29 protein-coding genes are annotated in these 21576 nt (G+C 45.9%); 13 read left to right on the top strand and 16 right to left on the bottom strand.

All coding sequences use genetic code 11. The features are described from left to right. Positions 1-57 precede the first annotated feature (57 nt). On the top strand, positions 58-585 hold the full coding sequence (locus tag C2759_RS06305) for a hypothetical protein (protein ID WP_215353943.1): 528 nt from the start codon (positions 58-60) through the stop codon (positions 583-585). Between the two features lie 52 nt (positions 586-637). On the opposite strand, the gene C2759_RS06300 is transcribed toward C2759_RS06305, so the two are convergent. From C2759_RS06300 to C2759_RS06290, 3 genes are read right to left on the bottom strand one after another with little or no spacing between them, the layout of a single operon-like run. Continuing rightward, positions 638-874, bottom strand: coding sequence for a TIGR02450 family Trp-rich protein (locus tag C2759_RS06300; RefSeq protein WP_215353941.1), 237 nt, complete (start codon positions 872-874; stop codon positions 638-640). After that, entirely contained in the window at positions 864-1160 is a 297-nt protein-coding gene (locus C2759_RS06295; RefSeq protein WP_215353939.1) for a hypothetical protein, read from the bottom strand. Before C2759_RS06295 ends, C2759_RS06300 begins: the two co-directional genes overlap by 11 nt. Before the next feature lie 5 nt (positions 1161-1165). Then, positions 1166-2749 carry a rhodanese homology domain-containing protein gene (locus C2759_RS06290; protein WP_215356689.1) on the bottom strand — a complete coding sequence of 528 codons (1584 nt, stop codon included), beginning with the start codon at positions 2747-2749 and terminating at the stop codon, positions 1166-1168. Positions 2750-3059: 310 nt separating this feature from the next. On the opposite strand from C2759_RS06290, the gene C2759_RS06285 reads away from it, so the two are divergent. Continuing rightward, positions 3060-3251 carry a hypothetical protein gene (locus C2759_RS06285; RefSeq protein WP_251366925.1) on the top strand — a complete coding sequence of 64 codons (192 nt, stop codon included), beginning with the start codon at positions 3060-3062 and terminating at the stop codon, positions 3249-3251. 58 nt (positions 3252-3309) lie between these two features. Here the strand turns inward: C2759_RS06285 and C2759_RS06280 are convergent, their stop codons facing one another. Further along, positions 3310-3603 (bottom strand): DUF1330 domain-containing protein, encoded by a 294-nt coding sequence (locus tag C2759_RS06280; protein ID WP_215353937.1) that lies wholly within the window; start codon positions 3601-3603, stop codon positions 3310-3312. 84 nt (positions 3604-3687) lie between these two features. Between C2759_RS06280 and mmsB the strand changes: the two genes are divergently transcribed. Beyond that, on the top strand, positions 3688-4569 hold the full coding sequence (mmsB, locus tag C2759_RS06275; protein ID WP_215353935.1) for a 3-hydroxyisobutyrate dehydrogenase: 882 nt from the start codon (positions 3688-3690) through the stop codon (positions 4567-4569). A 39-nt stretch (positions 4570-4608) separates the two neighbouring features. On the opposite strand, the gene C2759_RS06270 is transcribed toward mmsB, so the two are convergent. The 4 genes from C2759_RS06270 to C2759_RS06255 form a co-directional block, all read right to left on the bottom strand. Then, complete coding sequence (locus C2759_RS06270; protein WP_215353934.1) at positions 4609-5892, bottom strand: DEAD/DEAH box helicase; 1284 nt, start codon at positions 5890-5892, stop codon at positions 4609-4611. A gap of 107 nt (positions 5893-5999) precedes the next feature. Beyond that, the gene (locus tag C2759_RS06265) at positions 6000-6578 is read right to left on the bottom strand and encodes a hypothetical protein (RefSeq protein WP_215353932.1); all 579 of its coding nucleotides are present in this window, start codon (positions 6576-6578) and stop codon (positions 6000-6002) included. Between the two features lie 21 nt (positions 6579-6599). Beyond that, positions 6600-7019: a YbgC/FadM family acyl-CoA thioesterase gene (locus tag C2759_RS06260; protein WP_215353931.1), complete on the bottom strand. Its 420-nt coding sequence runs from the start codon at positions 7017-7019 to the stop codon at positions 6600-6602. Between the two features lie 16 nt (positions 7020-7035). Beyond that, positions 7036-7482, bottom strand: a complete 447-nt coding sequence (locus C2759_RS06255; RefSeq protein WP_251366924.1) for a GNAT family N-acetyltransferase — start codon at positions 7480-7482, stop codon at positions 7036-7038. A 141-nt stretch (positions 7483-7623) separates the two neighbouring features. Between C2759_RS06255 and C2759_RS06250 the strand changes: the two genes are divergently transcribed. Further along, positions 7624-8205 (top strand): hypothetical protein, encoded by a 582-nt coding sequence (locus C2759_RS06250; protein WP_251366923.1) that lies wholly within the window; start codon positions 7624-7626, stop codon positions 8203-8205. A gap of 89 nt (positions 8206-8294) precedes the next feature. On the opposite strand, the gene C2759_RS06245 is transcribed toward C2759_RS06250, so the two are convergent. From C2759_RS06245 to C2759_RS06235, 3 genes are read right to left on the bottom strand one after another with little or no spacing between them, the layout of a single operon-like run. Continuing rightward, positions 8295-8519 carry a molybdopterin-binding protein gene (locus C2759_RS06245; protein ID WP_046330336.1) on the bottom strand — a complete coding sequence of 75 codons (225 nt, stop codon included), beginning with the start codon at positions 8517-8519 and terminating at the stop codon, positions 8295-8297. An 8-nt stretch (positions 8520-8527) separates the two neighbouring features. After that, the gene (locus tag C2759_RS06240; protein ID WP_215353929.1) at positions 8528-9403 is read right to left on the bottom strand and encodes a substrate-binding domain-containing protein; all 876 of its coding nucleotides are present in this window, start codon (positions 9401-9403) and stop codon (positions 8528-8530) included. 5 nt (positions 9404-9408) lie between these two features. Then, positions 9409-10230 carry a substrate-binding domain-containing protein gene (locus tag C2759_RS06235; RefSeq protein ID WP_215353927.1) on the bottom strand — a complete coding sequence of 274 codons (822 nt, stop codon included), beginning with the start codon at positions 10228-10230 and terminating at the stop codon, positions 9409-9411. A 75-nt stretch (positions 10231-10305) separates the two neighbouring features. Here C2759_RS06235 and C2759_RS06230 point away from each other — a divergent pair, with 75 nt between their 5' ends. The 4 genes from C2759_RS06230 (at position 10306) to C2759_RS06215 (ending at position 12864) form a co-directional block, all read left to right on the top strand. Further along, positions 10306-11331, top strand: coding sequence for a substrate-binding domain-containing protein (locus C2759_RS06230; RefSeq protein ID WP_215353925.1), 1026 nt, complete (start codon positions 10306-10308; stop codon positions 11329-11331). An 82-nt stretch (positions 11332-11413) separates the two neighbouring features. Further along, positions 11414-11806, top strand: coding sequence for a cytochrome c5 family protein (locus tag C2759_RS06225; protein ID WP_215353924.1), 393 nt, complete (start codon positions 11414-11416; stop codon positions 11804-11806). A 4-nt stretch (positions 11807-11810) separates the two neighbouring features. Further along, positions 11811-12080 (top strand): SemiSWEET transporter, encoded by a 270-nt coding sequence (locus C2759_RS06220; protein ID WP_215353922.1) that lies wholly within the window; start codon positions 11811-11813, stop codon positions 12078-12080. 91 nt (positions 12081-12171) lie between these two features. Then, the gene (locus C2759_RS06215; RefSeq protein WP_215353920.1) at positions 12172-12864 is read left to right on the top strand and encodes a fumarylacetoacetate hydrolase family protein; all 693 of its coding nucleotides are present in this window, start codon (positions 12172-12174) and stop codon (positions 12862-12864) included. Between the two features lie 20 nt (positions 12865-12884). On the opposite strand, the gene C2759_RS06210 is transcribed toward C2759_RS06215, so the two are convergent. Beyond that, complete coding sequence (locus C2759_RS06210; RefSeq protein WP_215353918.1) at positions 12885-13658, bottom strand: enoyl-CoA hydratase/isomerase family protein; 774 nt, start codon at positions 13656-13658, stop codon at positions 12885-12887. A gap of 74 nt (positions 13659-13732) precedes the next feature. Between C2759_RS06210 and C2759_RS06205 the strand changes: the two genes are divergently transcribed. From C2759_RS06205 to C2759_RS06185, 5 genes are all read left to right on the top strand, one after another. Next, positions 13733-13891, top strand: a complete 159-nt coding sequence (locus C2759_RS06205) for a DUF5993 family protein (protein ID WP_215353917.1) — start codon at positions 13733-13735, stop codon at positions 13889-13891. A gap of 5 nt (positions 13892-13896) precedes the next feature. Then, a complete protein-coding gene (locus C2759_RS06200; protein ID WP_215353915.1) occupies positions 13897-14460 on the top strand; it encodes a disulfide bond formation protein B in 564 nt (187 codons plus the stop codon). After that, entirely contained in the window at positions 14405-15448 is a 1044-nt protein-coding gene (locus C2759_RS06195; RefSeq protein ID WP_251366922.1) for a tripartite tricarboxylate transporter substrate binding protein, read from the top strand. Before C2759_RS06200 ends, C2759_RS06195 begins: the two co-directional genes overlap by 56 nt. A 112-nt stretch (positions 15449-15560) precedes the next feature. Next, positions 15561-16052, top strand: a complete 492-nt coding sequence (locus C2759_RS06190) for a hypothetical protein (protein ID WP_215353913.1) — start codon at positions 15561-15563, stop codon at positions 16050-16052. 35 nt (positions 16053-16087) lie between these two features. Beyond that, complete coding sequence (locus tag C2759_RS06185; protein ID WP_215353911.1) at positions 16088-16576, top strand: glycine zipper family protein; 489 nt, start codon at positions 16088-16090, stop codon at positions 16574-16576. A 15-nt stretch (positions 16577-16591) separates the two neighbouring features. On the opposite strand, the gene C2759_RS06180 is transcribed toward C2759_RS06185, so the two are convergent. The 4 genes from C2759_RS06180 to rho form a co-directional block, all read right to left on the bottom strand. Beyond that, positions 16592-17983, bottom strand: coding sequence for an MATE family efflux transporter (locus C2759_RS06180; protein WP_215353909.1), 1392 nt, complete (start codon positions 17981-17983; stop codon positions 16592-16594). A 3-nt stretch (positions 17984-17986) separates the two neighbouring features. Further along, a complete protein-coding gene (locus tag C2759_RS06175) occupies positions 17987-19714 on the bottom strand; it encodes a glycosyltransferase family 39 protein (RefSeq protein ID WP_215353907.1) in 1728 nt (575 codons plus the stop codon). A gap of 99 nt (positions 19715-19813) precedes the next feature. Next, positions 19814-20161 carry a type B 50S ribosomal protein L31 gene (locus C2759_RS06170; RefSeq protein WP_215353905.1) on the bottom strand — a complete coding sequence of 116 codons (348 nt, stop codon included), beginning with the start codon at positions 20159-20161 and terminating at the stop codon, positions 19814-19816. Between the two features lie 146 nt (positions 20162-20307). Next, positions 20308-21570 carry a transcription termination factor Rho gene (gene rho / locus C2759_RS06165; protein WP_046330324.1) on the bottom strand — a complete coding sequence of 421 codons (1263 nt, stop codon included), beginning with the start codon at positions 21568-21570 and terminating at the stop codon, positions 20308-20310. Positions 21571-21576 lie beyond the last annotated feature (6 nt).

Raw genomic sequence — 21576 nt, 5'->3', positions numbered from 1 at the left:
AGTAGAAGAATGCTTTTTAATTGATCGGAATGTTTATCTAACTCAAGGAGGAATGCAATGGACAACAAAGATATTCAAGCATGGCAGCAAGAAAAGGCTAAGGAGTTATTTGCCTATTCCCATAAATTATTAGATGCGGCCAAAGACCTCAGTGCGCACCATCTTGAAGAGATTCAGTGGGGCATGAAAAATGCGATGGAGAGCGCCAAGTCCGCCGCCAAAAATGACCTCGCTAAGCTGAAAGAGCTTCAAGATCAGGCTACCAAGGAAGCTGCCAAACGTGCGACTGTTTATCAGAAGAAAGTGAAATCTGTTCTCAAAGACATTGGTGATGATGCGGCTGATGAAACTGAAAAGCATTTAGAAAAAGTTCGCAGCTCTTTAGTGAACTGGCTTGAGGATGTTGAAGGTAAATTGCCAGGACATGCTGACAAGTTATCCAAAGTGGTTCATGACATGTCAACCGCTGGTCAGAAGATGTTTAAAGAGGGTCGTAAAATTGTGAATCAAGTTGCTGATGCTGCTGAGAAAAATATCGAAGAGCATTTGAGAAAATCTTCAGACACAAACAAGAAGACGAAATAACTCTCTTTTTCTAACTAAGTTCTCAGAGACCGCCAAGGTATTGGCGGTTTTTTTATACCCAACCTTGGAGCCAGACTTCAGTATCCTTAAGCTCACGCCAAGGAATGATTTGGGAATGCTGGTCAAAAACCGCCTCAAGCTCTACAAACTCAATTGCCGTCTCTGGTAACTCTGGAAGAATGACTTTACTGACTAAAAAGTGTTTTCTCTTATGGCTTGGCTTTACTGCCGTCCATTTACTGAGTAGTAATTTTTTGGGGCTAAGGAGGTTTTTCTCTTTAGAGCTCATTGCATCGAAATTCATTTTTGTTGCTGACCAGTTTGCCTGAACTGGTTGTAAAGATATTGCTCGAGTCCTGAATTTGAGCAGGGCACTTCAGATCAAAATAACTCAGTGGACCAAGGCTTCCACAGTAGTCATATTGACGATCCTGAAACTGCATCTGCGCTTTTTTGAGAATCAAAGGAGATTTAATCCCAGCACTATCTGTGCACGACCAGGTTGTATAGGTTTCTCGTCCACAAGCTGAGAGTCCTAAAGCCAATATCAAGACGGCGATTGTTTTGTATATCACTTTTATCAAAGCACCCAGAAGTGATGGGTTCCATCCTTACCAAGTTGATCTACTAAACCAAATTCCCAATCCAGGTAGGCTTGCATCGCAGCTGGATCAACGCTGGTTCCCTCGTATGGCCGCTTGTAGCGATCCATTGGGGGTGAGGCTAGATGTGTAGCCCCTTTTTCAAGATCAAGGCCAGCTTTGATCCATGCCGCATTACCTCCAGACAATACGTGTACTTCCGCCTGAGTGAGACCCTGAATTTCTTGTGCAGCAAATACAGCTAAATCACCCGTAGTGCTGGTGAGAACGTAACGATTGGCTACAGGAAGATTCTTTAAGGCGCTGGCAAATTGAGAGCGTAGTGCAAACCAACTGCCAGGAATGTGACCTTTGACATAATTTGCATGGGTGCTGAGATCAATGCAAATTGTCTTGGCATCATCCTTTAACCATGATGCAGCAGTATTCGCATCTACCATCTGAATTTGAGGCATTTGCGGCTGAGGCGCAACCCAAGATCCTTTTTCCGTCAGATCCGTTACTTTGATGTCATCAATGACATAGACATCCCAAGCCATCTGCGCAAGCCATGATGCTGGCATATTGGCTCTCACACCACTCGGATCGGATAGCACGATACGAGCACCACGAACAGGCGCTACCATTTCTGTTTCTTGAACTAATTGCCCGCCCGGTGTTGACCTAAATCCAGGCAGGTGACCTGCTTCATATTCTTCAGGTGTTCTTGTGTCAAAGAAATAGGTAGTCCGTTCAGCTTGGGATTTCCATTGCTCGATATCAGCAAGCTTCACTCGCTTCACACCAGCCTGATCTGCGACGCTGCGTGCGCACTCAGCAGCTTTGGCGGCAGTACTTTCGCTTACCTCTTTGAATTTACGACTTTGACCTTTATCAAGCTCTTGACCAGCCAAGGTCCAGCCAATCGTGCCATTACGTAATGCATTCACTTCATTTGGAATGCCAGCATTAATCAGTGATTGAGTGCCAATAATGCTGCGGGTTCTTCCTGCGCAATTGACGATGATCTTCGTTTTTGGATTAGGTGCTAATTCTGGAAGGCGCAAAACCAGCTCTGCACCAGGTACGCTAATACCCGTCGGAATACTCATGGTTTGATATTCATCGAAGCGACGGACATCCACCACCACTACATCTTCCTTATCATCAATTAATTTCTTCACTTCTTGTGCTGACAGGGAAGGTGTATGCCGCTTAGATTCCACAAATTCACCAAAAGATTTGCTGGGAACATTCACGTCCTTAAAGACTTCTCCGCCAGCAGCTTTCCATCCTGTAACGCCGCCTTCAAACACGGCAACATCTATATAGCCAAGCTTAGAAAGTCTTTCTGCCGCCAATTGCGCAAGCCCTTCACCATCATCAAGTGTCACAATCGGCACATCTTTTCTAGGGAGCTTACTGAGCGCATCAACCTCAATCCGTGAGAGTGGAAGATTGGCTGCAAACAAAGGATGTTCTTGTGCGTGAGGATCTTCCTCGCGAACATCTAAAAGGGCGACCTCTTCTTTTTTGAGTAACTTATTACGGACAAATGCATAGTCTTGATTTTTGATGGACATCATTCTTTTCTGTATTAATTGGGGTCGTTAATTTAGGTGCTAATTCAAAGAAATATTCAATTTTCACGCAAGATATCGGACTAAAAATACCCCGAAAGCATTGGTTTGCCTATTTAAGACAATAGGCTATAAATGGGGCATTTTTGTTTTTTTGCGTCTGTCTCAATCGTTTTTATTAGTTTTTTCTATTTTGGAGGATTTAGACAATATAAGAGTTATCCCTAGGGCTAGACCTGTAATTCCCTGCTTTTTATGGGGATATACTATTTCCGAGCTCAATACTCAAACTTTAATTAAAGATCTAGGAGACATGATGTCACAACACGATACATTGTTGGCTGCTTTTGAAACTTACAAAGCAGAGAACGAAAAGTTTATTGAAAAGGGCGTTAAGGCATCTGCTGCTCGTGCTCGTAAAGCTTTGCAAGAAATTGCTGGCGCATGCAAAGAGCGTCGTAAAGAAATTACTGCTGCCAAAGAGGCTATGGAAGCCAAGAAGTAACTCTTCTTACCTTAAATTGAATTCAGCCTGGCCCCCACAAGGAGCCGGGCTTTATTTTTTATAGGCTGACAGAAAATAACGTGAGCTTCATCGCTTTACTGCGAATCGCCAGTAAGTTTTGATACTCAGGGCTATTGGCCCACGATTCTGAGTGCTCTAGATCTGGGAACTCTAACTCTACAACGGCGCTAAAGGAATCACATTGCAATTCATTCCATAAAAATGCGTTGAACGATCCACGAGAGAGGATCTTGCCCTGATAGAGGCTGACTGTATCTCCTACTTGCGACCGGTACTCCTCAAATGCCTCAAGATCATTTAGCTGAATAAGACCAATTACTTTAATCGTCATTTCATTCCCCAGAAATTTATCAAGCTAGTGTATTAGCAAGCTATAGTGAGATGTTAGAACTTTACTATTGCATACGAGGCGCTTATGAAAGTCGCATTTTTAGGTTTGGGCAATATGGGTCTTCCTATGGCCCTTAATTTAGTGAAAGCAGGTCACCAGGTTCAGGGGTTTGATCTGGTTCAGACTCAACTGGATGCTTTTAAGGCTGGCGGCGGATTTCCTGTGCTGAGTGCATCCGACGCCGTTGCTGATGCAGATGTCATTATTAGCATGCTCCCGGCCTCACGACATGTTGAGGCTTTGTACTTGGGTAATTCTGGCTTACTTGCCGTAGCTAATCCCAAGGCCTTACTCATTGACTGCTCGACGATTTCTCCGAAGGTATCGCAAGCTGTCGCTGCCCAAGCAAAAGCCAAAGGCTTTGCCATGATTGATGCACCCGTATCTGGAGGAACCGCTGGTGCTCAGGCTGGAACCTTGACCTTTATGGTCGGTGGAGATGCCGTAGATGTTGATCGTGCTCGACCATTGCTAGAGAAGATGGGTAAGAATATCTTTCATGCAGGTACAAGCGGTAGCGGCCAAACTGTGAAGGTCTGCAACAACATGCTCTTGGGTATTCAGATGCTTGGCACGAGCGAGGCATTGCGCCTGGGCATTGCTAATGGCATGGACCCAAAGGTACTCTCCGACATCATGTCTAAGAGCTCTGGGCGTAACTGGGTGTTAGAGCTCTACAACCCTTGTCCTGGGGTCATGGATAGCGTGCCATCTTCAAAAGGCTATGCGGGTGGCTTTGGCGTAGATTTGATGCTAAAAGATCTTGGCTTAGCCACTGAAAATGCAAGTGATTTAGATGAGGGCGTTCCACTCGGAGAGTTATCCCGCAAACTCTACGAAGTCCATAGTCAAGCCGGCAATGGGCAACTCGACTTTTCTAGCGTATTTAATCTCAAGCTAGATTGAGAATGGGCTCTTAAATGCAGCCCGTCTCATGGCCTGCAGTTATCGATTAAAGCTGCGTTTGGGTGGGCTACTGCGTTTAGCTGGAGGCCTGGCTCCGCCGTTACCACCACCAGTATTACCTGGTCGAGGTTTTCTGGATTGCTGGTGTTGCTGGCTTCTTAATTGGATTGGTTGCGCTACGGCATTTGGATCGGGTTCAAATCCAGCGATCACTTCTTGCGGCAGCTTTTGCTTGATCAATTTTTCAATATCTCGGAGCATCTGATGTTCGTCAACGCAGACTAAAGAAACCGCAACCCCGTTTGAGCCAGCTCTGCCGGTTCTACCGATGCGGTGAACATAATCCTCAGAGACATTTGGCAGGTCGTAGTTCACAACGTGGGGTAGTTGATCAATATCGATACCTCTTGCTGCAATATCAGTAGCGACTAAGACAGTGATTTTCCCATCTTTAAATTCTGCTAAAGCTTTGGTACGAGCACTCTGACTCTTATTGCCATGGATAGCCATGGCGGTAATGCTATCTTTCTCAAGCTGAGTAACCAATTTATTGGCGCCATGTTTAGTGCGAGTAAACACCAGAACCTGCTGCCACTGATTGGATTTAATCAGATGGGCTAACAAAGGGTGTTTTTGATTTCTGTCTACTGGGTGGATGAGTTGGGCAATAGCGTCATTGGTGCTATTGCTTCGCGCTACTTCAATTAATGCTGGTGAATTCAGTAAGCCATCAGCTAATGCTTTGATCTCAGTAGAGAAGGTCGCTGAAAATAATAAGTTCTGCCGTTGCTTTGGTAATACTGCTAGGATCTTTTTAATGTCCCGCAAGAAGCCCATATCCAACATGCGATCTGCTTCATCAAGTACCAGAATTTCAATATTGGCTAGTGAGACACAGTTCTGTGACATTAAGTCGAGCAAGCGACCTGGTGTTGCCACCAAAATATCGAGCCCTGCAGCAATGGCTTTGATTTGGGGATTAGCGCCGACGCCGCCAAAAATAACAGTCGATTTAAGACCAGTGTATTTGCCGTAGGTAACGACGGATTCTTGAACCTGAGCAGCTAGTTCGCGGGTGGGGGTCAAAATCAATACACGTAATTGACGCTTGCCACTGGTCTTAGCCGTACTGCTTAAGCGCTGGAGAATCGGCAGGGTAAAGCCGGCAGTTTTACCGGTACCAGTTTGAGCGGCGGCAAGTAAATCTCCACCCTTCAATACGGCGGGGATTGATTTTTCTTGAATAGGGGTAGGGCTGGTATAGCCTTCCTCGCTAATCGCGCGAAGAATGGGTTCTGATAAACCAAGATCTGTAAATAACATAGGAGCCAAATAAATATTGGCCCGTATTCAATTAAACGACTATCCCGGCCAATGGGGTGAGCTGCCACACTTGCAGTGTTTGCAGAAAGAGTTGCTATTTTAAGCTATCAGGCTGCATTCCAAAGATTTGGCGTTACAGAATTGGCATACCCCGAGATAAATAATTTTTCTGAACCTGTAGACGGATCAAATACAGCTCGTTCGATACGGCCAATGTTGCCACCATAAACATGGATGCTAATAGAGGTTTGGTCGCTCAAGGCGTTCTCCACTACATGAATGTCATGTGTATTGGGAGATACAGTGACTACTTGACCTGGATTGCAAATGAAAGACTGATCGGCTTGATAGCTGCCATCAGGCTGGCGGTAATAGTCGGCACTACGTTCTTGCCCTCGTAGCTGACCAATCATTCCCCAGACGGTGTGGTTATGCAGCGGCGTCTTTTGACCAGGGCCCCATACAAAGCTCACTACAGAAAAGCGATCTAATGGATCTGCATACAGCAAGTATTGCTGATAATACTGTGGGTGTGGTTGACAGAACTCTTCTGACAGCCAGTCATCAGACTGGATTAAGTTTTCTAAGAGTTTTTTACCTTTGGAGAAAATGATCTCTTCACTCGGATTAGTTTCAAGTAGTGTTGCGAGACCTTTTACAAAGCTCAGTAATTTTCCTTCTTGCATACGTGCTCCTAAATTGAAGTCTTATTGATCAGCTGCAAACAGCCAATCAGGAAGGCCCTTAGGTTTAAGGGTGGTAGTATCAACACAAACAATATGAAGAACAGCGCTGGCAATCAGCTCGGGCTCGCTATCCGCAACAATTCGTTTGGCAGTTTGTTTTACTGCAATTTGAGTGCGACCACGATGCTCAATCAGCTGATCAATACTTAAAAGATCATCTAAGCGTCCTGGTCTATGAAAGTTCATCGTGAGCTCTCGAACGGGAAGAAGAATGCCAAACTCATTCACCAATTTTGTTGGACTTAAACCTCGTTGCTGAAGCCACTCCGAGCGACTGCGCTCAAAGATCTCTAAATAACGGGCGTGATACACAAAGCCTGCTGCATCGGTATCAGAGTAGCAAACGCGAAAAAGAAAAGGAGGGTGATTAGTTTGAGTCATGATCATTTCAATACTATTAGATACGTAGAATCATATCGCGATGTGGAATGCCGGCTTCGTCATAAATATCACCTTGGGCAATAAACCCAAATTGCTCGTAAAACGGGATCACTGTTACTTGGGCATGCAGCTCTATTTGCTCAATACCCTGAGATTGACATGCTTTTAGTAAAGCCCCCAGTAGTTGTTTACCAATGCCGTCCCCTCGATGCTTTGGCAGTATCGCCATACGTCCAATTCTTCCACGATTACCGGCTAGAGTAACTAGGCGAGCTGTGCCTATGCATTCTGAGTCTGCATAGGCAAGTGCATGCTGAGCATTCAGGTCGAATTCATCTAGCTCCATCTCTTCTGGAACCCCTTGCTCCTCGATAAAGACGCGCTTTCGAATGGAGTAAGCATCCAACTTGGCATCCTGCCAGGTTTTAATCAGGATCACGATGGGCATCTGCAAATGAGTCATAAACGCTTCCAATGTAGCAAATTGCACCCATTAAAGGTGTAAATATGGTTGCTAAGACTTAAAAGTAACTCACTTCATGGTTAGAATGGATTAGTGGCTTTGCTTAGCATTGCCCCTTAAAACCTTTATTTAGGAGTTATTTTGAAGAAATCTTTACTAGCTACATTAGTTGCCTCACTCGGTTTAGTTGTTGCAGGCTCAGTATTTGCTCAAGCACCAGCAAAAATGTTGCCTTTGGCAGCCGAAGCAGTTGTATTAACTGCTACTGTTGATTCAGTCGACGTAAAGAAGCGCATCGTAGTGCTGAAAGACGCTAACGGTAACTTGGCCCAAATGAATGTATCCAAGCAAGTCAATGATTTGGATAAAGTGAAGAAGGGCGATCTGTTTGTGGTTGAGCACGCTCAAGCGATTGCAGTTGGTTTAGTTGCCGCTCCTAAGGATGCCAAGCCTGGCGTTTCAGGTGTCCGCGCTGTCGTCATCTCTGGCAAAGGTTCAGCTAAGCCATTTGAAGAGACCACTGACACTGTGTATGCAACCGTCAAAATTAGCACTATCGATGCAAAAACTCGTGTTGTGACATTCACATTGCCATCAGGTGAGAAGCAAAGAGTGAAAGTGGATCAAAGTGTCTTAGGTCTTGAGAAATTCAAGGCTGGTGATGACGTCATGGTTGAGTTCGTTGACGACACAGCAATTGGGTTCGTAACACCAAAGAAGTAAGCATTCAATAATGGATTCAGCATGACTTAGTGCTGATGAAGTAAACAAAAAGGCCCGCAATGCGGGCCTTTTGCGTAGCAGCTAATCACTTAAGCGTCTTTAGCAATCATGACATCAGAGGCTTTAATGACCGCCCAAGCTTGATCTCCAACCTTGAGATTTAACTCGTCGACTGCCTCATTGGTAATGGAGGCGGTAACAATATGGCCAGCACCGATATCTAATTTAACGTGAGAGGTAGTTTGACCCATTTTGAGTTCAACTACTTTTCCGCTAAGAGTATTGCGTGCGCTGAGTTTGACTTTAAGTTCCATGATTTCTCCTATTGGACGTATTGTTTGGCGTAGACGGCATCATTGTAGAGGGCTTCTTTGTACTGAGCTTTTCCATAATTGCGAATGATGGTCTGACCTTCATCAGATGCTACAAACTGAATGAACTTAGCGGCAATATCGCGATTTTCAGTTGCACCTACAGGTGCTACTAAAGCATCATAGGTATTGACTAAGTAAGGGTCACCTCGATACAGAATTTGCAACTCAGGAGCGATATTTTTCTCCGCCACCCAAGTGCTGCTATCTGTCATGAAATACGCTTTATCTGCATTCGCTCTTTTGAGTGATGCCGTCATAAAGTCATTAGTCACGATATACCAATTACCCTCTGGCACGACCCCCGCTTTTTTCCAAATATCCATTTCTTTTTGGTGCGTACCCGATTTATCACCTCGAGAGATAAAGTTGGCTTGGGTCTTCGCAATCTTTGTATAAGCATCTGCACCACTACTTGCAGATTGGATCTTGGCCTTATCGGCTTTGGGGCCCACTATATAAAACTCATTAGATCCAATCAGCGTTCTACCAGTTGCCCATCCTTCAGCAATTGCCTTATTAACCCCATCTGGTGCATGCACCATGATCATGTCAACTTGCTTCGTTTTCAGCAAATTGAGGGAGGCGCCGCTTCCTGCCTTAATCCACACCAAGCGCGCACCTTCTTTTTTATCAAAGGCCTCACCAAGTTGTTGTAGTAAACCCAGCTCACCAGGGCTACCAGTGGCTAATTTAAAGCTCTTAGCACCTTGACCATAAGTAGCTTCTACTTTTGGCAGAGTGGATTGCGCTGTCGATGTTTGCATTCCAAGTCCCAATAGCAAAGTGGTGAGTAGGGTGCTAGTAAATAGATGTGGATATTTCATATGCATTATTTCTTGGCGTTCGGGAAGAAGAGTTGTTCGCCACCAATTTGATAGCTGGCAATCACGTCTTGGCCATTTTTAGAAGTAATCCAATCAATGAATTCTTGGCCTTCAGCTTTTTTCACATGCGGGAATTTAGCTGGGCTTACCAACATCACGCCATATTGATTAAATAGCTTTGGGTCACCTTGAACTAGGATTGTTAAATCGCCACGGTTCTTAAATGAAAGCCAAGTAGCGCGATCGGCCAAGATGTAGCCATTCATTGCTGAAGCAGTATTTAATGCTGGACCCATACCTGAGCCAGTTTCTTTGTACCAAGCACTTGGAGCCACGGTGATAGCAGCATCTTTCCAGTAACGCAATTCAGCCGCATGTGTACCACTCTTGTCACCACGGGATACGAATGGTGCCTGAGCTGTAGCGATCTTTTGAAATGCGACTTTGATGTCCTTGCCACCGCCAATTTTGGCTGGATCTGATTTTGGTCCAATCAAGACAAAGTCGTTGTACATGACTTCAATACGTTTTGTAGCAAAGCCCTCAGCAACAAATTTTTCTTCGGCAGGTTTGTCATGAACAAACACGACATCTGCATCGCCACGACGTCCAATGTCTAGGGCTTGACCTGTTCCAACAGCAACTACTTTGACATCAATCCCGCTCTTCATTTTGAAGATGGGCAAGATAAATCCAAAAAGACCAGATTGCTCTGTGGAGGTCGTTGAGGAAAGGACAATACTTTTCTCTTGTGCGTAAGCTGAGCTGCTGATCAGCATCAGTGCAGTAATGACGCTTGCCATTAATCGGTTCAGTGAGAATTTCATTTGAGTAGAGCTCCATAAGGTAGGTTCGGTTAAGATTTGTCATATTACAAAACATTAATATGCAAAAAATTACATATGAGAATTCAGATCCGGCCAACCCTAGTATTTGGAAATAAGAATGCTAAAGATCCAGCTGTGGTGGATTTGGTGTGGTTAACTGCCTTATTAAAGGACATTGATCACGGTAAAACGCTGATGTCTGCCTGTAAAAAAATGGGGCTCTCTTATAGAAATGTTTGGCAAAAACTCAACGATGTAGAGCTGGCCTTAGGATTTAAGTTGATGGATCGTGTGAGGGGGCACGGCTCTCAATTATCAGAATACGCAAGATACTTGATTCAATTTACCGAAGACTTTGATCAAAAGACGATGCGATTAGGGCAATCCAGCCTGTCGCACCTAGAAGAAGGCTTTGCCCAATTTAGGGTGAAGGCCAAAAAACAATGGCGCTTTGCTAGTAGTAGTGATCCGATCATTCAAAAGGCGGTACTCAATATTGGTGGCTTTGAACTCATTACTGCTGGATCAGGTGAGGCTTTGGAGCGACTGCAAAATTATGAAGTTGATATTGCCGGTTACCACGTTTCAGATCCCAAAAGTTCCTTGATTATTTCCAAGCAACTGCAAAAAGAGGGGATGCAAATATTCCCCGTAATGAAACGTGTACAAGGTCTGTTGGTGGCCAAAGGAAACCCGCTCAATATTATTTCTCCTAAAGATTTACTAAGAACCAAAGTTCGCTTTATTAACCGCCAAAAAGGATCTGGTACACGTTTGCTACTGGATACGATTTTGGCTAAGGAAGGTATTGATGCGCAGGGCATTAAGGGCTACGAAAATGAAGAGTTCACCCACTCCGCAATTGCTACAGCGATATTGGCCAAAAAAGCAGATGCCGGCATGGGTGTCAAAAGTATTGCATTGGAGAATGGGCTAGATTTCATTCAATTGAAAGATGAAATCTTCTTTCTTGCCATGAACAAGGACCTTAGTCTGAATACCGATTTCGCAAAACTGATTCGAAAAATCCGGGTTCTTTCCAGCGCTAGTCCGGGCTATAAGTCGATCGGGCTCAAGCGGCAGATTGCAGGTTGGCTTTAACTAGCGCAAGCCTAAATAAGTACGCCGATTGAAAAATGAGATAAATTATGAGTCATACCCACTTATCTCAGAGAAGCTTCCCATGAAATCGCTCCTTCGCCCCTTTATTCTTGCCACTTGTTTTTTCGCCCCATTAGCCGCCTTTGCTGAACCTGGTGAGAGTACTTATAAGCAAGTCTGCGCAGCCTGCCATGGCGCTGGCGTTCTGAAGGCTCCTAAGTTTGGTGATAAAGCTCAGTGGGCCCCATTGATTGCCGAAGGTCAAGTTACCCTCACTGCACACGGCTATGTTGGCGTGAGAGGAATGCCCGCCAAAGGCGGCAATCCCAATCTCACGGTGGAAGGATTCTCAGAGGCAGTGGTTTATATGGTCAATAAGGCCGGTGGCAACTGGAAGACTCCTGATGCAAAAACCCTAGCAGCCATTAACAAAGAAATTGAAGCGCGTAAAGCGAGCCTGAATAAGAAGCCGTAAGCGCATGACTTTACTGCCACATCAGATTGAGATCATTGGCTACTGCGCTGCATTTTTAACGACGATTGCCTTTCTGCCTCAGGCTATTCAATCTTGGCGCACCCGAGATCTTTCAGGGATCTCGGTAGGTATGTATAGCCTATTTACTGCTGGGGTAGGTTTGTGGCTCATCTACGGTCTCATCATTGAGAAGTGGCCCTTGATTTTGGCTAATGCCTTGACCTTTGCCTTGGCTCTGAGCATCTTGGTAATCAAGCTCCGTAGTAAGGGGTAGCAAGGGGCAGTAATGACATTGATTCAAGTAATGTCATAATTTATTTAGATCAGAGTTATTAAAAATTAGACATTCATTACAAAGGTCATTCATGAGCACTGCATACGTTATTGATCCCCCCATCATTCCATCGCTACCCGTAGTAGGTGACACCCGCCGTTTTGCGGTGAATCGCATCTATTGCGTTGGCCGTAACTATGCTGATCATGCCCGTGAGATGGGTCATGACCCCGATCGTGAGCCACCATTCTTTTTTATGAAGCCGGCCAACTCAATTGTGACCGATGGTAAGGATATGCAATATCCAAATCTGTCAAATGATGTTCACCATGAGATTGAAATGGTTGTCGCGATTGGTAAGGGCGGCGCCAATATTACTGCGGATAAAGCGCTTGAGCATGTTTATGGTTACGGAGTTGGGTTGGATATGACTCGTCGTGACTTGCAAGGTGAAGCTAAAAAAATGGGTCGTCCCTGGGATACCGGCAAAGCATTTGATCAGTCCGCGCCATGCGCTGCGCTGACCCCTGCCACTCAGTTTGGCCACCCCACTAAAGGCACAGTCAAGCTCTTGGTTAATGGTGAAGTGCGCCAAGAGGGCGACTTAAACCAACTGATTTGGAATGTTCCTGACACCATTGCATACCTCTCTACTTTGTTCACGCTTGAGCCAGGTGATTTAATTATGTCTGGTACACCTGCAGGCGTGGGTCCTGTGAAAAAAGGTGATGTACTTGAGGGATCGGTTGAAGGTCTGAGATCTCTGAAAATCAAGATTGTTTAATGCGGCGATTAGCCAAAAAATTACTTACCTAGCCACTGAGGCGGGCGTCCTTTAAGGAAGGCATTGACTCCTTCTTTGAAGTCGACGCTGTTGTAAGTCTCGCGCATGAGTTCAGTGCAATCCGGTAAGTTGCTCTCGATTAAGCGTGCCAAGGTGACTTTGCTCGCCTTTTGTGTAATTGGCGCGAGTGCTGCTAATGTACTCGCCAAGACTTCAGTGACTTCTCCAATAGAATCAGGCGAAGTAGTTTGATAGAGGTAGCCTGAGTTAAGTAACTCAGGTGCTTTAATAAGTTCTGCGGTTAGGAGCATGCGCTTTACCATTGGTACGCCCAAGTGATAAGCGATCCAAGATAGATTGCTAGGCGATAGACAGTTACCTAAAGTCTTTGCAACTGGAATACCAAAGCGCGCATCATCGGTCGATATTCTGAAATCACATGCAGTAGCAATGAGTAAACCGCTACCCACTGCTAATCCTTCGATGAGTGCAATTGTCGGAATAGGTAAATGTTGGAGAGAGTGAAAAATAGTATCTACAGCAACTTCATAAGCTTCATCTTTTTGAAGGCCTACAAATTGTTGAATATCGCTGCCCGATACAAAGGCTTTATCGACAGCGCCTCTAAAGATAGCTACCCTGATCTCTGGCATATTGGCTATCGCATCGCAAATTCGCCTAAGTTCTTCATACATTGGCCACGTCAAGGCATTACGTGCAGCGGGATTATTGAAGGTGATTCGAGCAATAGAGCCATCAAGCTGTAGGTCGATGCAGGGTGGGGTGGATTTCATGATCCCATTCTAAACAAAAGACCCTTTGAGGCACTTGTTATTAGGCCTGGATCGACCTGCGATAGAATTCATTTATGTATATGTTCCTCCCTTTTCTGACGGCCTTTATCGGCCTTGTCCTTGTGTGGTTTGAGAAGCGTCTGGCAGGTTTATTTGTACTTGCCATTACCGTCGGTATTCTGATGTTCTGGTTCCGCATTCATGCGAACAGCCACCTCAATCTGAACTTCTAAAGAAGATGAGTAAACATTCTTTTTCTTCCTTAGCGGGTCTTGGTAACCAGCTAGCCTTAGCTGCAATTATTGGCATGTTGTCTTATGCCTTTGTCGATCAACTCTATTTCGGTGAATTGCCATGCCCACTGTGTCTTATGCAGCGTATGGGTTTTGTGATTATCGGTTTTGCTTTGGTACTCAATATTCGTTGTGGAGCCCATTCCGCTCACTATGGCTGGGGCATCATCGGTGGCTTGGTCGGCATGATGGTGTCTTTGCGTCAAGTGCTCTTGCATGTTTTACCGGGAGATAAAGGATTTGGTGCCACCTTCTTAGAGTTGCACTTCTACACTTGGGCCTTTGTGGCTTATCTTGGGCTTATTGCAGACCTAGCAATTCTATTGATGTTGCCTAACCGAGACGTGCGCTCGCGCTCACTATTTGCCAATACATTAATCATTCTGTTTATTGTTTTAGTGTTTGCTAATCTAGCATCCACTTTGTTGGAATGCGGTATTGGTCCTTGTGCTGATGATCCAGTTCAATATGACGGATGGATTTGGTTGCGTACGCGCTTTGGTTTTTAAGTCGGTGCCTATGAAGTGTTTTCTAGCCCTGCTAGTTTTCTTGGGTCTGAATCATTTCGCTCACTCCCAAACAAACAAAGTCAATACTGCTTGGCCTAAACAGGCCATCAAAATTGTGGTGACCTTCACGCCTGGTGGGGCGCCCGATATTTTGGCGCGTGTACTGGCTGAGAGTTGGCAGAAGAGTCTAGACGTACCAGTGCTAGTAGAAAATCGTCCTGGTTATGGCGGCAATATTGGGGCTGAGCTAGTGGCAAAGAGCGAGCCAGATGGCTACACGCTTTTGATTGGTACGGTGGGCATACATGCAATCAATGGCGCTCTTTATGACAAATTATCTTTTCATCCGATCAATGATTTCACGCCCATTAGTTTTTTAGCCAGTACCCCCAATGTACTAGTGGTGAACAAGAAGTTGGGTGTCAATAATCTTCATGAACTGATTGAACTCGCCAAAGCCAAACCCAATGAGCTGACTTTTGGCTCTTCTGGTGTCGGCACTTCATTGCATATGTCTGGTGAACTCTTTAAAGAAATGACGGGAGTGCAGATTCGTCATATTCCATACAAAGGTAGAGCCCAATCCCTGCCGGATCTGATTAGTGGACGTATTTCAATGCTGTTTGATAATCTGTCTTCATCGCTACCTTTGATTAAGGCAGGTGAGGCTCAGGCTTTGGCTGTTACCACTCTTAAACGCTCACCAGTAGCTCCAGAGATTCCAACTATGGCTGAGCAAGGCTTGCCTGGATTTGAGGCAACGTCTTGGTTTTCTCTTATGGCACCAGCAAATCTACCTCCAACCTTGCAAAAGCGTTTAAATGCCTTGACTCGTCAAACCCTTAATCAGGCCGAAGTCAAAAACAAGCTTCGCGCTAGCGGTTTGGAACCGGCTCCAGGAAGTCCTCAAGAACTCAATAAACTGATCCAATCCGAGACAAATAAATGGGGTAGGATTGTTTACAAATCAGGCGCAAAATTAGAGTAGTTGTCACACGCGACAAAGTAATAAATATCTCAATAAAAGCCCAATTCCTGTCAGCCTAGATTTAGGTGAAGCGTTAAAGATAGTAGGAGGCGACCATTTAACGGGGTCCACTATGAATACAGCTCAACTGCAATACCCATTTGGCATCTCTAAAGTGATGTTGACGCTCCTCACGGTAGCGGGATTACTTGTACTTGCACCATTACCGGCCCAGGCGGGTAATGTCGGCTGGGCGGTTTCTGTTGGCGGGGGTTACGGAGGTGGTTATGGCGGCGGTTGGCGTCCTGCAGCATACGGGCCTGGCTATGGCGGTGGATGGGGTCCGGGCTGGCGTGGCGGTTATTACGGGCCCGGCTATGGCTACCCTTATGCTGGTGCTTACTATGCGCCACCGATTATTTATGCATCGCCACCAGTAGTGAGCTATGCAGCCCCTCAACAGCCTATGGTCTTGGCTTCTCAGCCTCAAGCCCCAGTTTGGTATTACTGCGAAGCGAGCGGGCAATATTTTCCATATGTACAAAGTTGTTCATCAGGTTGGCAGACTCAGCCAGCAATGCCGCCATCTGGCAGTACGCCCACCAGGCAGCAGCGACAAAACTAATTAATTAACTCATTGCCCCGATTGAAGGATTGAATATGAAACGTGCTGTACTGACTTTGGCCATCATCAGTTCTTTAGCGTCTTTAGCTGCTTGCGTCTCTGCGCCGACTGGTCCAACCATCGCGATCATGCCGCGTGAAGGCAAGCCCTTTGATGTGTTTCAGCAGGAGGATCAGCAGTGCCGTGAGTTTGCTGCAAATGCGATTAAAGACACCAGTAATGCTTCCTTAAAAGAGGGTGCAACTAGTGCTGCTATTGGCGCAGCTATCGGCGCTGCAGCCGGTGCTGTCATTCAGGGAGGTAGCAGTCAGAACATTGGCACTGGTGCTGGCATTGGCTTGCTTGGTGGCGCAGCCATGGGTGCTATGAATGCCTCTGGTAAACAAAACCAAGCGCAGGCTCAATACAACATCGCTTATCAGCAGTGCATGTACTCCAAAGGTAATCAGGTGCCGAGTTATTCATCACAGGGCGGGGGCTCTAACTACAGACCTCCAAGCAGTGGATTTAAACCTATTCAGTAAAGCAATTTACTGAAATTAAACCTCAACCGGCGGATGCGTTTTCTCAAAGCGTGCCGCCGTTCTTCTGAAGAGGTAGAGCAATAAGAGTGCAGCCAAACCTAAGCTCATACTATTGCCAGCCCAAAAACCATTAGCGCCTTGCAAAAACTCCGGGGTATTGCCAAATACATTAAAGCCCATTAGGTAGCCACCACCAAGTCCAACGCCCCAGAGTGAGCCCGCATAAATTAGCATAGGCCAGAAGGCAATACGATAGGCGCGCAGAATAAACGCCGCAGTAATTTGTAGGGCATCAAAGAGCTGGTAAAAAGCGATAAACAAAAAGAGTGGAATAGAGAACGCCTTTACTTCTTCCGGCGGGTCATAAAGATCAAGCAAGTCCACTCTAAAAATCCAGACGATCACACCAATAAAAACACACAAAGTCGTGGTGAAGAAAACCGACGACCAGCCAATTTCTTCTGCACGTTCTTGTTTATTGGCACCAATCGATTGAGACACTAAGGTCATCGTAGCAATTGATAACGATAAAGGCACCATGTAAATTACCGTTCCCAAATTAGCCACAATTTGATGGCCTGCTAAAGCAGTGGTGCCAAGACGCGCAATAAAGAGGGACATAAAAGTGAATGAGGTCACTTCTATTAAATAGCTAAAGCCAATGGGCGCACCCAGTTTCAGAAGAGTCCAGATACGATGCCAGTCAGGCCAACTAAAGTGCTCAAAGATTTTGAATGGCTTATAGAAGCCATCAAACATTACAAAGCCTAGTGTGATGATGAGCCAGAACCAGCTGATGATGACGGTCGCTACTGCGCAACCTGGTCCACCCATGCCCTCAATACCCAAGCCACCATAAATAAACAAGAGATTGAGTGGCAGCTTTAAGCCCAAACCAATTAGTTGCACTACGGTAATTACGGTTGGTCTTGAAACGGCATTGTGAAGTGCCATGAGCACGCGCATGGCCATACTCGCTGGTAAACCAATTGCCAGAATATTCAGATACAACTTAGCCTTGGCTTCAATATCTGGCGTTACTTGGGAGATATGCAGTAAGTAATCTGCATTGAGCAAGATTGCAGTACCCAATAAGGTGAGCCCAAGAGCGAGCCAAGTGGCTTGACGCACTTCCTCACCAATCTCACCAAAACGCTTAGCACCAAAGAGCTGTCCAGCAATTGGGGCCAGGGCAGAGATCACGCCAGTGAGGCCAACATAGATGCTAATAAAGATAGCTGAAGCCATCGCCAGAGCGGCTAAGTCATCAGTAGAATAGCGCGCTGTCATAGCAGTATCTAAAACACCAAAGGTAATCACTGCCAACTGACCAATCAGTAGAGGGCCAGCGAGTTTTAGTAGAGAAGGGACATCCTCGCGCAAACGCGATAATTTAAAGTGCAACACGTTTTATTCTTTGCCTACGGGGGTAATTTGATAGAGGCGCAGACGCTCGTCACGATCGGATGCGCGGCGATCTTCCCAAAGTAATTCAATTTTCTTTTTATTGAGACTGGCGTATGCCTTGGCCTCTGATGAGCTGTGAGTCAGCATCAGGTTGCAACTGGAATCATCACGCAAAGGCAGTTTTGTGAAATAACTAAATGAAGCTAATTGAGCTGGACCTAGGTTAGTAGTGTCAATACATCCTGGCGTATTGGCAATAATGGTTTCCAGGCGATCAGAAACATAGCGATAGGTCTTAGCGAAATTAATTGTTGGTAACCACAAAGTCATCAACAGCACCCACATCAAAGTAGTACCCGAGGCCGAGATGATGAGGCAGCGCCAGATTTCTTTCGGGGCACGAGAAGTTCTCCAGCGCACAATTGCTAACCAGACACCGGTAATCAGAAGCGCAACAATAAAACCGATGTAGTCAAACTGTGCCTGAAAGCCAGGTAGCAGTCTTGCCAAATTGGCAGCAGTTGATTCTGGGAAGCCAGTCACTTTTGCAAGCCAAATAATCCAAATCGCCAAAGCAATCATGGTGAAGCTAAACATCGCAAACCAATCAATAAAGCTAATCAGGTTACGTTTCAGAATCGGCAAACTAAATGCGGCAATGATCGACAAACTGGGAATCAAAATAATGAGGTCATGTTCATTTGCCTCTAAGCGAAATAGAACATAAATCAAACAACCAATAAACAAACTCAGCGGAATACACAGATGTGGAGCGCGCCATTGACCCGCCTCTTTTACTCGACCCCAATGTGCGAGCGAGATGATGGCTAATGGCCAAACTGGCCAGGCGTAGGCCCAAAAGTTAACGCTTAAAAATCCCAGCGATTCGATTGAAGGGGTTGCGCGCATCTCTGGCATATTGCGCCAACCCTCTTGTGCGATATGACGCCACTCTGGAGTCAGGTTGCCTAAATACCAAAGCGCCGGCCAAACTGCAAAACCAATCAGACCTAGTAATGTGCTCGTTAAGGTCCAGCGAAAGCGCAACTTCGCATTGCTAGCGAGTACTGCAATGATGGTGGAACTTACAATGATAAGACTGAGTGTGAGATTGCTTGAGAGGGCAACGATCGCAATACCCAGACCAGTCCAGAGACCGCCTTGCCAAGGTTTATCTAAACCGCGCACGGTACCGTACAAGACAATGCTGATGCCCATCAATTGCGCCATCATCGGCGTAGTCTCATGCGCACGCTGCGCAAGTCCAACGCAAGCTAAGAAAATCAGTAGCGCACCATCAGCCAAAGTCATGCCGTAATTTTTACGACCGGGCTGACCACCAACTGCCAACACCATTGGCTGAACCTCTGGGCGACGTCCTAATAGATAAGTTGCATACCAAATCGCTAGTGCAGCAGCAAAAAAGCAAACTGCCGCATAGAGGCGCGCAGCATTCGTGATGCCAAGCAATGGACCAAACAGATCCATCAGGGTAGCGCCTAGCCAGTACGGAAGGGGTGCGCCAAGAGAAATATCGCGTCCCGCAAGGTGCGGAACAATCCAATCAAGTGCTTTGCCACTGTGCAAAGTCCACATGCCACCAAATCCAATGGCATCTTCGTTCTTCCACGGGTCACGCGCAAAGAGGCCGGCAAAACCATAGACCAAGGTCAACGCAAAAATAATGACGCGTGGAATAGAGGTGGTGGCGGCGGCGGTGAGTTTGACCATATAAAACTAGCAATAAAAAAGGCAGCAAACGCTGCCTTGATTATCTCGCAGGGGAGGGTGAATAGTGAATACCCAGCCCCTTTGTTAGTAAGCCTATTATTAAGCCTTCTTCTTAGCTGGCTTTTCAGCAGCTTTGGCTTCTGCAGCAGCAGCTTTTTTCTCAGCTGTTTTAGCAGCGCCATCACCAGTAGCTTTAGCAACAGCCTTAGTACCGAATTTCTGACGGAATTTCTCAACACGACCGGCAGTATCCATAATCTTCTGGGTACCAGTGTAGAAAGGGTGTGACTCAGATGAAGTCTCGATCTTGGACAATGGATATTCCTTGCCATCTTCCCACTTGATTGTCTCTTTAGTAGACATGGTGGAGCGAGTCTTGAAGCTGAAGTTATTAGAAACGTCTACAAAGACGATTTCACGATATTCGGGGTGAATGCCAGGTTTCATTATTGAGTCCTATTAGCGGGCAGCCGTTTTGGTCTTTAAACCTAAATACTTACCCAAGTTAAATGCAAATGATTAAAGCGGTAAAGGCGAAATTATGCCATGAAATCAACAACAAAGCGCACTTTTACCGACTTCGAGAGCCTAAATTAGCCACCCTTACGCATTAAATCAAAGAATTCACCATTGTTTTTGGTGGATTTGAGCTTATCAACGATAAAGTTCATCGCCTCAATATCGTCCATATCGGCCAATAACTTACGCAATACCCAGATTTTCTGGAGGTTTTCAGCTTTAACCAGCAACTCTTCACGGCGGGTGCCAGACTTGTTGAGGTTAATTGATGGATAAACACGACGCTCAGCCAAACGACGCTCAAGATGTACTTCCATATTGCCAGTACCTTTGAACTCTTCGTAGATGAGGTCATCCATTCGGCTACCTGTTTCAATCAAAGCGGTAGCAATGATGGTGAGCGAACCGCCTTCTTCCACGTTACGAGCCGCACCGAAGAAGCGTTTTGGACGTTGCAATGCATTGGCATCCACACCACCAGAAAGTACTTTTCCGGATGAAGGAATGACAGTGTTGTAGGCGCGAGCCAGACGGGTAATCGAGTCAAGCAAGATTATGACGTCTTTTTTCATCTCGACTAAGCGCTTGGCTTTTTCAATCACCATCTCGGCAACTTGTACGTGACGCACAGCTGGCTCATCAAAAGTGGAGGCAACGACTTCACCACGAACAGAGCGCTGCATTTCAGTAACTTCCTCAGGGCGCTCATCTACTAACAATACGATCAAGATGGCATCAGGATTGTTTGCAGAAATCGCATGAGCGATGTGCTGCATCATCACGGTCTTACCGGACTTGGGTGAAGACACGATCAAGCCACGCTGGCCATAGCCAATTGGGGAGATCATATCGATGATGCGACCAGTTAAATTCTCTTCCGCCTTAATGTCACGCTCTAGCTGAATGACACGATTTGGATGCAGCGGCGTCAAGTTCTCGAACATGATGCGGTTCTTCAAGGCCTCAGGAGCCAAACCGTTGATTTTGTCTACCTTCACCAGGGCAAAGTAGCGCTCACCATCTTTAGGGGTACGAACCTCGCCCTCAACGCTGTCACCAGTGTGCAGGTTAAAGCGGCGGATCTGGGCAGGGGAGATATAGATATCGTCCGGAGAAGCCATATAAGAGGCATCTGGGGAGCGCAAGAAACCAAAGCCATCTGGCAACACTTCCAAAGTGCCATCACCAAAAACAGATTCACCTTCCTTGGCGCGTTTCTTCAGAATGGCAAACATCAACTCCTGTTTGCGCATACGTTGTGTATTTTCAATCTCCAAGCTAGCTGCCATTTCGAGCAGGGCGGATACGTGGAGTACTTTGAGTTCAGATAATTGCATGTGGTT

It is taken from the genome of Polynucleobacter sp. MG-Unter2-18, assembly GCF_018687675.1.
GTDB lineage: Bacteria > Pseudomonadota > Gammaproteobacteria > Burkholderiales > Burkholderiaceae > Polynucleobacter.
This window is presented reverse-complemented; position numbering and strand designations above follow the sequence as displayed.